Here is a 13,311-nt window from a genome sequence, read left to right as displayed (position 1 = left end):
CGCCTGATTTTGTAAAAGCTTTTCAATCAGATGCTAATTTAAAAATTTTAAATAATTTTGTCGATGAACAAGCTAAAGATTTATTTGCAATCACTAATAGAAAATTTTCCTTAGTTAATCAGATTCACTCAAACAAAGTTATACAGATTTATAAAAATGATCATCATTTTACTTGTGATGGTATTTTTACTTACGAGCCCAATGTTATTGTTGCGGTTAGAACAGCTGACTGTATACCTGTATTGCTTTCAAACGAACAAGGATCTTTTGTTGCTGCAATTCATTGTGGTTGGAGAGGTCTTTCAGCAGGTATTATTCTTGAAACACTAAAAAAAATAAAAACAAATTGTGAGGACGTAGTAGCGTGGATAGGGCCAGGTATTTCCCAAAAGTACTTTGAAACCGATAGGGACGTATATGACTTATTTAATAAAAAATATAATTTTCTGGCAAAACATTTTAAATATAAAAAAAATAAGTTTTATGTGGACTTAGTCAGAATTACTGTCTCATTACTGAAATATTATGGTGTTCAAAAAATATACGGTAACTCAATTAGTCAAAATTATTGTACTTTTAGCGATGATTTTTTATTTTCTCATCGTCAAAATAAAACTCCATATAGATTGATTTCAATGGCGTGGATTAATACTTAATTCTTTACATTAATCACGTATAATCCACCTAATGAATTTATTGGTTATTATTGCAGTTTGTTTTTTTGGCTCTCTTTTAAGCCTCACGCTTGCCTACTTATTTAGTAAATTGAAAATGGTCAATTACGCTGATTATTTTGTTAGTTTTGCAGTTGGCACCTTGCTAGGGGCTGCCTTTTTAGAAATTATTCCGCACGCTTATGAACTTTCAAGAGACTTACATCAAATTTCATTAATTGTTTTGATTGGCATTCTCGTTTTTTTTATTTTAGAAAAATTATTGGTTTGGAGACATTGTCACGGATCACATTGTGAGAATCATTCTCCTGTTGTGAATCATGATGTAAAAAAAGGCAGTATCTTGATTATTGGTGATTGCTTTCATAATTTTATTGATGGTATATTGATTTCCAGTGCATTTATTGTTGATATAAACCTTGGGTTGATAACTGCTCTGGCTATTATCGTGCATGAAATTCCTCAAGAAATTAGTAATTTTTCTATATTAATTAACTCAGGGTATAGTTTATCAAGAACACTAGTGATGAATATTGTTACTGGGTGCGCAATGATTTTAGGAGCTATCCTTGCATATTTTGTTTTAAATGACCTTGAATTCCTCATACCAATGATTTTAGCTTTTGCTGCTTCAAGTATGATTTATGTTGCCATATCAGACCTTATTCCATCGCTACATCAAAAAGTTGAAATCAAACAAACGCTTCAACAAACATTTTCTATTTTTCTTGGCGTTTTAATTATTTATTTCCTTCATTCACTTATTCACTAAGCATGTCATCAGTTAAGATACCTAAGATTGGTTTTATTTCTCTTGGCTGCCCCAAGGCAGGTTCTGATACAGAAAAAATAATGACGAGGGTAAAAACTCAAGGGTATGAAATTTCATCCTCATACGATAAATCAGATGTTGTAGTTGTTAATACCTGTGGTTTTATTGATTCTGCAATTGAAGAATCTCTCAACACCATTGATGAGGCTTTAAAAAGTAATGGTAATGTCATAGTGACTGGTTGTTTAGGAGAGAAGAAGAATATTATTGAGGAAAGATTTAAAAATCTAATCGCCATCACCGGCTCTGAAGCAGATAAAGAAGTTGTTGATATTATCAACAAAGTTGCCCCCAAACCACACGACTCTTTTATTGATTTAATACCAAAGTCTGGCTTAAGGCTAACACCCTCCCACTATGCATATATTAAGATATCCGAAGGTTGTAACCACAAATGCTCATTCTGTATTATTCCTTCAATGAGAGGAAAACTAGTCAGTAGAACCCCTGAAGATATTCTAGGTGAAGCACAAAATCTGGTTGATTCTGGAGTGACAGAATTAATCATCATCTCCCAAGACACGAGTGCTTATGGTGTTGATTTTAAGGTAAAGCAATCCTTTTGGGATGGTAAGCCTGTCAAACGAGATTTATATCATTTAGCTAAAGAACTGAAAAAATTTGGTGTATGGGTACGTTTTCATTATATCTATCCATATCCACATATTGATTATATGATTGAGTTGATGGATAAGGAGACAATTCTTCCTTATTTAGATGTTCCATTTCAACATGCAAGCCCTAGAATTCTAAAATCAATGAAGCGACCAGCTGATGCTGAAGATAACTTAAAAAGAATTCAGGCTTGGCGAGAAATCAATCCAAATATTGCTTTAAGAAGCACATTTATTGTGGGCTATCCTGGAGAAACAGATCATGATTTTGAACAGTTAATAGAATTTATTAAAGAAGCAAACTTGGATAACGTAGGTTGTTTTGAGTATTCAAATGTCGAGGGAGCGACAGCAAAATTAATGTCTGATCAAATTCCTGACTATGTAAAAAAAGAAAGATATAACCATTTGATGGAAACACAAAAGACGCTTAGTGAGCAAAAACTAAAATCACTAATTGGGTCGATTCAACATGTTGTGGTTGATGAAGTAACGGATGATTTTGCATTAGCTAGAAGTTTCCGCTCAGCTCCGGACGTGGACGGGGTTATATATTTAAAAGACCCCGAGGGTTTGATGGCGGGTGATAGACTTAATGTTAAAATTACCGGAAATGACGCATATAACTTATTTGCTGGACCATTAGATGATTAAAACTCGATTTGCACCTAGTCCAACTGGGTATCTTCATATTGGCGGAATACGTACCGCAATTTTCAATTATGCATTCGCTAAAAAACATAACGGTAAATTTTTTCTAAGGATTGAAGATACTGATGTGGAGAGATCCACCCAGGAGGCTGTTGATAAGATTCTAGAAGGGATGTCATGGCTAAATTTAAATCATGATGGTGACATTGTTTATCAGGCAAAAAATTTTAATCGTCACAAAGAGATTATTGCTCAGTTATTACAGCATGGTCACGCATATGAGTGCTACTCAAGCAAAGAAGAACTTGATCAAATGCGACACGATTGTGAAAAAAAAGGAATTAAGCCAAAATATGACGGCACTTGGAGACCGGAGGAGGGAAAGACACTGCCCCCAGTGCCAAAGGGAGTAACTCCTGTTATTCGTTTCAAAAATCCACTAGATGGAAATGTGACTTGGGAAGATCAAGTCAAAGGACAAATATCTGTCAGTAATGAAGAATTGGATGATGTGATTCTGCAAAGATCTGATGGTTCACCAACGTATAACTTAAGTGTGGTAGTGGATGATACTGATATGGGTATTACGCATGTTATCCGTGGAGATGATCACATCAACAATACCCCGCGCCAAATCAATATATATAAAGCCTGTGGTTTTGATATACCGTTCTTTGCTCATTTATCAATGATCCACGGAGAAGATGGACAAAAGTTATCTAAGCGGCATGGAGCTGCAAGTGTGACTGAATATCGTGAGCTTGGCTATCTTCCGGAGGCAGTCAATAATTATCTTGCTAGGTTAGGGTGGAGTCATAGCGATGCTGAAATTTTTTCTCTTGATGAATTATGTAAGTTATTTTCTCTAAAAAGCATTACATCATCACCATCGCAGTTTGATATCAAAAAACTTCAGTGGCTCAATAACCACTACCTAAAACAAAAGAATTTTGAAGAGATTGAGGTATTACTAACTCCCCAATTTGCTAAAAGATTTTCAGATCGTAAACAATTATTAGGTATTTTTGATCTTTATAAAGATCGCTGTAATTCGTTGCGAGATTTTGAAGTGAATGCGGAGACGGTCTTAACAAAACCGGAAAATATTTCACATGAATTGATAGAAAAATATATCTCCGATGTTTCAATAAATCGCTTACAAAATTTAAGAGATTTGTTTAATGTGTCTGACTTTACTTCTGAATCGATAGAAACTATTTTAAAAGCCTATGTCAAAACTGAACAAATTAAGTTTCCTGAAGTTGCCATGCCTTTGAGGGTGGTGTTATTGGGAACCGACCAGTCTCCTTCAATTGGGCAAATTATCGCCTTAATAGGCAAGGATGATTTTAATAATAGATTAAGTGAGCAAATATAAATGGCTAAAAAAATAAGTGCTGAATTTTTTGAAACCTTGGTAAGTAATTCTGTCAATGTGTCAGTTTATCTGATGAACGGTATTAAGCTCCAAGGTCTGATTGAATCTTTCGATGAGGAGAGCATTATCTTGAAAGGTAACTCACCACAATTGATTTTTATTCATGCAATATCATCAATAGTCCCAAACTATAAATAAGTTTCTTGAGTTCAAATAATATAATCATTCCTAAAGAGAAGTGTCTTATAATTAATACCCACGATGGTTATGGTCGCAAGGAATATGATCATCATGAAATTAAAGAACTGGTTAAAACTGCTGGTTTTGATATTGTTGAGTCCTTAGATATTAAAATTATTACTCCCAACCCAAGCTTTTATATTGGTAAAGGGAAGGTGGATGAAATAAAACAATTAAAAAATATTTTTAGTTTTGATTTTATAATCATCAATGAAGATATCACCCCTGCGCAAGAAAAAAAACTATCGGATGCCTTGAAGGTAACAATCATTGATAGAACTAATCTAATCTTGAATATATTCTCACAAAGAGCTAAAAGTCATGAGGGTAAGCTTCAGGTGGAGCTTGCGCAACTTGAATATCTATCTACTAGGCTCGTGCGAGGATGGACTCACCTTGAGCGACAAAAGGGTGGTATTGGTGTTAGGGGAGGACCTGGAGAAAAACAAATAGAACTTGACCGAAGGATGTTAAGAGTCCGTGTCAAGCAACTTAAAGAGCGATTAAAAAAATTAACCAAGCAAAGAAATATGCAGCGACAGCGCAGAAGAAAAAGTGGTGTCTTTACCGTTGCAATTGTGGGTTATACCAATGCAGGCAAGTCCACTTTATTTAACGAACTCACTAAACAAAAAATCTATGCTGCAGATCAATTATTTGCTACCTTAGATACAACCTCAAGGAAATTGTTTATTCCTCCCTCAACTTCGCTTGTGATTTCAGATACAGTTGGTTTTATAAAAAACTTACCAACCAATCTGATTGAATCCTTTAAGTCGACTCTAGAAGAATCGACTAGCGCGGACTTATTGTTACACGTGGTGGATTCAACTAATGAAGAAAAAAAGGAACATATTGATCAAGTAAATCGAATTTTAAAGGAAATACATGCAGATCAGGTGGATCAAATACTTGTTCTCAATCAGATAGACAAAAATAACTCTTTGCCACAAAAAGATATAGATGAGTATGGTAGAATTAGTCGCATTGAATTATCAGCAAAAACTGGCCAAGGAATTGAATTTTTAAAGGAAGCATTGGTCGGAAGAGCATCAGCTTTTAACAATCAAGAAATTATTAATTATGACGAAAACTTTTAGTAATATGTTTAAAAAACTTGGTATTTTTTCAAAACAAGACGGACCTCCTGACCTTGACGAAGTCCTAAAAGACCTTGGTAAAAAAATCGATAATATCTTCAAAAGAAAGCCTCGAATTGTCGTTGATAATAATGGAGGTGGATCAAACAATGGTGGCAATAAGCAAAATTTAAATGGGGGAGACATTCCTTTACTACCAATTTTATTGATTGTTTTTTTAATCTGGCTGTTAACCGGTTTCTACATTGTTGATCAGGGCTCAAGGGGAGTAGTTCTAAGATTTGGTGAACACATTGACGTTACGCAACCTGGTCCTCGTTGGCACCTTCCATATCCAATTGAGACAGTAGAAATTGTTAATCAGGAGCAGGTGAGAACAATTGAGGTGGGTTACAGATCATCGAATGATCTTGCAGCAAACTCTCAAGAGCTGAGAGAATCTTTAATGCTCACTGGCGATGAAAATATTGTGGACTTGCAGTTTGCTGTCCAATACAACTTAAAGTCAGTTGAAGACTTTATTTTTAATAACCGTGCTGCGGAAACTTCTGTAAGAGCTGCATCTGAGACTGCGATTAGAGAGGTTGTTGGTAAAAGTGAAATGGATTTTGTTCTCTACGAGGGGCGTGAAGAAGTTGCTATACGAACTAAAGAGTTAATGCAGCAAATTTTAGATCGGTATTCTACTGGTATAAACATTACTAGTGTCACGATGCAGAACGCACAGCCACCAGAACAAGTTCAGGCTGCCTTTGATGATGCTGTGAAAGCAAAACAGGATTTAGAAAGACAAAAAAACGAAGGACAAGCTTATGCTAATGACGTAGTACCTAAAGCAAAAGGTACTGCAGCACGACTCTTGGCAGAAGCTAATGCTTATAAAGTCTCTATTGAAAATGAGGCATTAGGTAACTCAAGTCGATTTGAACAAATCATGAAGGAATACGAAAGGGCGCCTGAAGTCACCAAAAATAGACTATTTTTAGAGGCACAAGAGGAGATTTTATCTAACGTGACCAAGGTTATTATTGATCAAAAATCTGGTTCGAATAGCTTAATCTACCTTCCCCTTGATCAAATAATGAAAAATAACAATAGATCGTCAGTTAATTCTGTCTTGAATTCATTACCCAACAATATAGAGTTACCAAAAACTGAAAGTACATCGATTGATGTTACTCAAGAGAGGTCAAGGGATGCATTTAGAGCAAGAGAAAGAGAGATGAGATAATGCAAAAAACAACAAGAGTTTTTGTTGCAATTTTAGTTTTCTTAATTTTATTAAGCATGGCCACATACACGGTGGACCAACGTGAGCATGGAATTGTATTTCGACTTGGTGAAATAGTTGCTGTTAAAAAAGATCCAGGTCTGTATTTTAAAGTCCCTCTAGTTGACAATGTGCGACATTTTGATAATCGTATCCTAACTTATGATTCATCAACTCCAGATCGTTTTATTACCAGCGAGAAGAAGAACGTGCTAGTAGATTCATTCATCAAATGGAGAATCATTGACCCTGCAAAATACTATGTGTCCGTTAATGGCGATGAAAGACAAGCTGAAAGGCGTTTAACCCAGACCGTTAATGATGGTTTGAGAGCAGAATTCGGTAAAAGAACGATTCAAGAAGTTGTTTCAGGGGAGCGTTCTGAAATCATGGATATTATTAAAGAAAGAGCAGACCGTGAATCTAATAATATTGGAATACAAATCTTAGACGTCAGACTCAGACGGGTCGATCTTCCAAAAGAGGTTAGTGACTCCGTCTATCAACGAATGGAAGCAGAACGAAAATCAGTGGCAAACGAATTAAGATCTGAGGGTTTTGCTGAATCTGAAAAAATTAAGGCAAATGCGGAAAAGGAAAAAGAAATTATCATTACTGATGCATACCGAGAAGCTCAAAAACTTAAAGGTGAGGGTGATGCTAAGGCTGCGAGAGTTTATTCAAATGTTTTCAATAAGAACAAAGAGTTTTATGATTTCTACAGAAGTATTGAGGCTTACAGAAACAGTGTCAACAGTAAGGACGATATCCTCGTGTTAGATCCAAACACTGAATTTTTTAAATACTTACAACCAAAAAAGAATAGTACTAAATAATTGGCATTAAACTTATTTGTTCTATTCCTTGGCTCTGTCTTACTTTTTGAAGGCTTCCTTCCTTTAGTTTTTCCAAAATTTTGGCTCAAATTCATTACAAGTGTTTCAAAATATAAGGCTGGTCAGCTTAGAATGCTTGGTTTATTTTTAACATTGAGTGGTTTATTATTACTGTTATTTGGAATTAGAAACTTATGATTACGACCTGGTCAATCCCTGATAAAGTTGAAGATTTATATCCCCAGAAAGCATTAGAGTTAGAGAAAAATAGAAGGGTATTAGTCGATTTCTTTTTAAAAAATAAGTTTGAATTGATTAGTCCTGCAATGATTGAGTATGCGGATAACATATCTTTTAATGGGAAGTCGGTTGATAGCGATATGTTTAAGCTATCAGATCCACTATCAGGAAGACTGATAGGGGTTACTCCAGATTTAACCATTCAAACGGCTCGCATTGATAATTATTTAGCATCTTCGTCGAATGATATCAAGAGCTATTGTTATTGTGGACCTGTCCTTAAAGCCGATACCAGTTCCTTTAATCAGTCTAGAGAAGAGCTGCAAGTCGGTGTTGAGATTTATGGTAATGAAAAAATTGAAGCAGATATTAGTGTAGTATCTACATTAATAAAATCTTTTAAACTATTGAAAATAAAAGATATTTTATTATCATTTAACGATATATCTATCTACACTGAATTTTTAAAATCATTGGCATTATCTGCACATGATTCAAAACAATTGAGATCCTATTTTGCAAAGAAAGACTTGGTATCAATTAAAAATTTACTTGGAAAAAATTTAAATTTTTACAAGATTAGTAAAATTGAATTATTCATGGATATGTTTGGAGATGATAAATCTCTCAAAAAAATCCAAGAATTTTTCGTTGGCAATAAAGTAATACAGAATCGATTAAAAAACTTAAAAAAAATAATGAGTGCTTTGCCATCTTCAGTAAAAATTATCATTGATTTGTCTGACGTTGATTTTTATGAATATCATTCAGGATTTATTTTTAGTGCTTATTCCTCTAAGTTTACCTCCCCAATTGCTAAAGGAGGACGGTTTGAAAATCTAACAACTAACTTTGGGAAAAAAAGACCAGCTGTTGGGTTTACTTTTGATTTAAGAAGTCTTTTATTTGTTGGATAGTTTATGAAAAAGAATTTAGTAGTTATTGGCACTCAATGGGGTGATGAGGGAAAAGGAAAAATTGTTGATTGGTTAACTGATCATGCCTCAGCTGTTGTTCGCTTTCAAGGGGGACATAATGCTGGACACACTCTTGTAATAGAGACTAATGGTGTCCAAAAAGAATATAAGTTGAATCTAATTCCATCAGGGATCGTCCGTGAGGGTGTTGAGTGTTTAATTGGAAATGGCGTGGTCTTAGATATTAACCATTTGATTTCAGAGATTCAAACATTAGAAAAAGACAACCTAGATGTACGTAATCGTCTATTCATCAGCCCAGGTTGCCCATTGATCTTAAAATCACATGTATTGATTGATCAAGCAAGGGAAGAGGCACGATCTACTGAGAAAAAAATAGGTACAACTGGGAAAGGAATTGGTCCAGCCTATGAGGATAAGGTGGCTAGAAGATCCATTAGAGTTTATGATCTCTTCAATCCTGAAGCTTTAAAAGAAAAGCTAACCGATTTGTTATCTCACCATAATTTTATTTTAGAACAACAACTGAATGCTTCACCGGTGAATGTAGATGAAATCTATAATAATTTAGTTGAGTGCGCAGAGGTCATTAAACCTCTTGTGATGGATATATCTAAAAAGATTTATGATCTTAATCAAGCTGATGCAAATGTTTTATTTGAAGGTGCTCAGGGCGCTTTATTAGATATTGATCACGGGACCTATCCCTTTGTTACATCTTCTAATTGTGTCGCTGGACAAGCATCTGCCGGTTCAGGTATTGGCCCTAATCAACTCGATTATATACTTGGCATTACCAAGGCTTATACAACACGTGTTGGTGGCGGCCCTTTCCCAAGTGAGTTGGATATTGATCAGCCTGGTACTCCTGGTTATCAAATGTCAGACATTGGTAAAGAATATGGCACAGTGACTAAAAGAAAGAGACGTTGCGGGTGGTTTGATGCAGTGGCTTTGAAAAGATCCGCAATGGTTAATGGTTTATCTGGATTATGCATAACAAAATTGGATGTTCTTGATGGGTTGGATGAAATAAAGATTTGTACACACTACGAGCTTGATGGAAAAGCTACAGATATTCCACCACTTGGAGCGGAAGATGTGTCACGCTGCAAGCCACAATTCATTACCATGGATGGATGGAATGGAACTACCTTTAGGGTAAAAAAATGGGAGGAGCTACCAACAGAGGCTCAGAATTACCTACAAAAAATTGAAGAGGTGACAGGAATTCCTATTCATATTGTATCTACAGGTCCCGAAAGAGATGAGACAATTCTCATTGAACACCCGTTTGAGATAAATTAATGTCAGATAAAAGCGAAAACCATTTTGGTATTCATGCTAAATGGATTTATACCGCAAATTCCAAACAAGAACTCCTTGAAGACCATATTCTTCTCATTAAGGATGGTTTTATAGATGAAATCGTTCCATTTAAGAGCTTTAGTAATGATGAAGATCTGAATATATTGAATCTGGGTGAATCACTCATAACCCCAGGATTAATTAATGCGCATACACATTCAGCAATGACCTTTTTAAAAGGGATATCTGATGATCAAAGACTAAATGATTGGTTAGAAAAATCGATCTGGCCAAGTGAGGCGAAGTTGCTCAGCCATGACCTTGTTTTCGATGCATCCCAGTTGGCGTGCTTAGAAATGCTGAGTTCAGGCATTACCACATTTAATGACATGTATTTTTTTCCTGATGCAACTGCAAAAGCAGCAACGGTGGTCGGGATGAGGGCAAATATAGGCTTAGTCTTTATTGAATTTAAGAGTGGGTACGCGAATGATTTTACCGATTATCTAGACAAAGGCTTGAAATTTAGGGATGACTTTAGGGGTGAGGAGAGTATAACAACTGCATTAGCACCTCACGCACCTTACACTGTATCTGATGATTCATTTTTAAAAATTAGAACTTATGCTGACCAGTTAGGAATGAATATTCACTGTCATATGCATGAAACCGAGTGGGAAATAAAAAACAGCATAGAACAACATAACGTTCGCCCACTGACTCGTCTGGACTCGCTAGGCTTATTAGGTCCTGATTTTATTGCTGTTCATTGCGTTCATCTCGATTCATCTGATTTAGAAATAATTAAAAAAAAACAAATTAATATTGTGTCTTGCCCTGTATCTAATATGAAATTGGCAAGCGGAATGCCAAAAATTAACACCATGCTCAATAACGCCCAGAATGTAGCAATTGGGACTGACGGGTCAGCAAGTAATAACAAACTAAGCTTATTCGATGATTTAAAACTTTCAGCATTGTTGCAGCGCAGTGAGATAGGTGTAAAAGAATTTTTAAACTCAAAAAATTTATTCGATATGGCGACAATTAATGCTGCAAATACCCTTAATATGCAGGATCAAATTGGTTCTATTGAAAAAAACAAAAAAGCCGATCTAGTCTCTTTTAATTTATCAGATATTCATCTGCAACCAATATACGACCCTCTCTCGACGTTAATATATTCTGGGGGTAGGGATAATGTTCAAAATGTATGGGTTAATGGTAATTTAAAGTATTCAAATAAAGAATTTATTAATGATGTTGATGTCGAAAGTTGTATAAATAAGATTAAATTATGGAAAAACAAAATATCAACGTAGATCTCAATGAGGTAGAGAAATTTAACAAAATTGCTCACAAATGGTGGGATCCATCATCAGAATTTAAACCACTTCACGACATCAATCCATTGAGGGTTAATTACATCAACGATTTATTCCCGTTAAATGAAAAAAATATTTTAGATGTGGGATGTGGTGGCGGTATTTTAGCTGAGTCAATGGCAAAGCTTGGTGGGAATGTGACCGGTATTGATCAAAGTGACATTGCTATCAAAATTGCTAAACTTCATGCAAAAGAAAATAATTTAAGTATTAATTATAAATTATTGAATATAGAAGACTTTTTAAAAAAAGATTCAAACAAATTTGATGTTATTACATGTCTTGAAATGATCGAGCATGTACCTGATCCAGCTTCCATTATTAAGTCTTGTTCAAAAAAACTGAAGAAAAATGGACGCCTATATGTTTCCACAATTAATCGGAACTTGAAAGCCTTTTTATTTGCGATAGTTGGGGCGGAGTATATTCTTAATTTACTTCCTAAGGGAACGCATCATTACGATAAATTCATTAAACCCAGTGAAGTGAAGTCTTGGGCAAACAGTTTAGACATGAATATCTCTAATATTACCGGTATGACCTACAACCCATTTTTAAAAAAATATTCGCTGGGCTCGGATGTGTCGGTAAATTATATTTTAGAGTTACGATTCAATAATGATTAATACAATTTTGTTTGATTTTGACGGCACGCTTGTTGATACCGCCCCCGATCTTATTAATACTGCTAATCAAATATATTCAAAGTACAACCACAAAGAAATTAGCTTCCAGGAGGGATTAGGCTGTTCCTCAAATGGAATCAACGCGTTTCTAAAAAAGAGGTTTACCTCGGGTGAAATTAATAACAACCCCTTGTTTGATGAGTTTGTTGAGATTTATAAAAATAATTGTTATCTCAATGCTTCTCTTTTTCCAGGATTTCAAGATTTATTAAAAGATTTAAAAAAAAGGGGATTCAAGATCGGTATTGTGACAAACAAACCACGAATTTTTACCGATTTGATTCTTAGTCATTTAGGTATCGATTCAATGTTTGATGTTGTGCTTTGTCCGGATGATGGATTTAAACCTAAACCAGATAATCAGATGTTTTTAGAGGTATTTGACAAGCTTAACGTAGGCCATAGTCAGGTTATTTATGTTGGTGATGGTGAGAGGGATATTATTGCAGCCAATGCGTCCAATATTATTTCTGTATTTGCTAGTTATGGCTACATCGATCCGTCAGAAAATACTGAGATATGGGGTTATGATCTGTTAATCAATTCAACCGATGATTTAAAGAAGTTAATTGATATTTTTTCGCTCAGAAATTGCTTGAGCTAATGTTCCGGTATCAGTATATTCGATCTCAGATCCAGAAGGCATTCCTCTAGCAATTCTTGAGATTTTCTTACCCAAGTCCTTAATGAGCTCAGTGATAAAGGTTGATGTAGCATCACCTTCTTTTGTGAAGTTGGTTGCAATGATGACTTCTTTAATATTTTCATCTTTGCACCGTTCGTACAATGAATTCATAGCGAGCTCTTTGGGTCCTACCCCATCAAGAGGTGATAATCGCCCCATTAAAATATAGTACAGCCCATTGTATGAGTGCGTTTGTTCGAACATTAATAGATCAGTTGGCATTTCAATAACGCATAAAACTGAGTTATTTCGACCGCTATCAGAACATAGGTCACAAATAGTCGTCTCACAAAAATTATTGCATGATTTACATTTGCCTAAGTGCTTAAAGCTGTTAAGTATAGAGTTTGCTAAGTTTTTAGCCCCATCGGGATCGCGTTGAAGAAGGTAGTACGCCATTCTTGTTGCAGATTTAGGCCCGACTCCGGGCAGGCATTTTAAACTTTCAATTAAATCACTTAGTACTTTTGACAT

13 protein-coding genes and 2 pseudogenes are annotated in these 13,311 nt (G+C 35.2%); 14 read left to right on the top strand and 1 reads right to left on the bottom strand.

All coding sequences use genetic code 11. The features are described from left to right. The first annotated feature begins 116 nt into the window (after positions 1–116). The 14 genes and pseudogenes from UZ34_03710 to UZ34_03645 all read left to right on the top strand — a co-directional run bounded on the left by UZ34_03710 (position 117) and on the right by UZ34_03645 (position 12,756). Positions 117–656 (top strand): annotated as a pseudogene (locus tag UZ34_03710) (hypothetical protein). 31 nt (positions 657–687) lie between these two features. Further along, positions 688–1,446, top strand: a complete 759-nt coding sequence (locus UZ34_03705) for a ZIP zinc transporter (protein AKO64516.1) — start codon at positions 688–690, stop codon at positions 1,444–1,446. Positions 1,447–1,448: 2 nt separating this feature from the next. Next, entirely contained in the window at positions 1,449–2,774 is a 1,326-nt protein-coding gene (gene rimO, locus UZ34_03700) for a ribosomal protein S12 methylthiotransferase (GenBank protein AKO64515.1), read from the top strand. Beyond that, positions 2,767–4,149, top strand: a complete 1,383-nt coding sequence (locus UZ34_03695) for a glutamyl-tRNA synthetase (protein ID AKO64514.1) — start codon at positions 2,767–2,769, stop codon at positions 4,147–4,149. The genes rimO and UZ34_03695 overlap by 8 nt, the downstream gene beginning before the upstream one ends. Next, positions 4,150–4,347 carry a hypothetical protein gene (locus tag UZ34_03690; protein ID AKO64513.1) on the top strand — a complete coding sequence of 66 codons (198 nt, stop codon included), beginning with the start codon at positions 4,150–4,152 and terminating at the stop codon, positions 4,345–4,347. It begins immediately after the preceding gene. A gap of 47 nt (positions 4,348–4,394) precedes the next feature. Next, positions 4,395–5,429: pseudogene (locus UZ34_03685) on the top strand (GTP-binding protein HflX). A 64-nt stretch (positions 5,430–5,493) separates the two neighbouring features. Continuing rightward, positions 5,494–6,720 (top strand): membrane protein, encoded by a 1,227-nt coding sequence (locus tag UZ34_03680; protein ID AKO65156.1) that lies wholly within the window; start codon positions 5,494–5,496, stop codon positions 6,718–6,720. After that, a complete protein-coding gene (locus tag UZ34_03675; protein ID AKO64512.1) occupies positions 6,720–7,595 on the top strand; it encodes a membrane protein in 876 nt (291 codons plus the stop codon). Before UZ34_03680 ends, UZ34_03675 begins: the two co-directional genes overlap by 1 nt. Next, a complete protein-coding gene (locus tag UZ34_03670; protein ID AKO64511.1) occupies positions 7,596–7,793 on the top strand; it encodes a hypothetical protein in 198 nt (65 codons plus the stop codon). Beyond that, positions 7,790–8,752 (top strand): hypothetical protein, encoded by a 963-nt coding sequence (locus UZ34_03665; GenBank protein ID AKO64510.1) that lies wholly within the window; start codon positions 7,790–7,792, stop codon positions 8,750–8,752. Before UZ34_03670 ends, UZ34_03665 begins: the two co-directional genes overlap by 4 nt. Before the next feature lie 3 nt (positions 8,753–8,755). Continuing rightward, positions 8,756–10,081 (top strand): adenylosuccinate synthetase, encoded by a 1,326-nt coding sequence (locus UZ34_03660; protein AKO64509.1) that lies wholly within the window; start codon positions 8,756–8,758, stop codon positions 10,079–10,081. Beyond that, positions 10,081–11,403, top strand: a complete 1,323-nt coding sequence (locus UZ34_03655) for a hypothetical protein (GenBank protein ID AKO64508.1) — start codon at positions 10,081–10,083, stop codon at positions 11,401–11,403. Before UZ34_03660 ends, UZ34_03655 begins: the two co-directional genes overlap by 1 nt. Next, entirely contained in the window at positions 11,379–12,092 is a 714-nt protein-coding gene (locus tag UZ34_03650; GenBank protein ID AKO64507.1) for a 3-demethylubiquinone-9 3-methyltransferase, read from the top strand. The genes UZ34_03655 and UZ34_03650 overlap by 25 nt, the downstream gene beginning before the upstream one ends. Then, complete coding sequence (locus UZ34_03645) at positions 12,085–12,756, top strand: hypothetical protein (GenBank protein ID AKO64506.1); 672 nt, start codon at positions 12,085–12,087, stop codon at positions 12,754–12,756. Before UZ34_03650 ends, UZ34_03645 begins: the two co-directional genes overlap by 8 nt. Here the strand turns inward: UZ34_03645 and recR are convergent. Beyond that, positions 12,718–13,311, bottom strand: coding sequence for a recombination protein RecR (recR, locus tag UZ34_03640; GenBank protein ID AKO64505.1), 594 nt, complete (start codon positions 13,309–13,311; stop codon positions 12,718–12,720). The two genes, UZ34_03645 and recR, sit on opposite strands and share 39 nt — an antisense overlap.

Source organism: Methylophilales bacterium MBRSF5 (assembly GCA_001044335.1).
GTDB lineage: Bacteria > Pseudomonadota > Gammaproteobacteria > Burkholderiales > Methylophilaceae > BACL14.
This window is presented reverse-complemented; position numbering and strand designations above follow the sequence as displayed.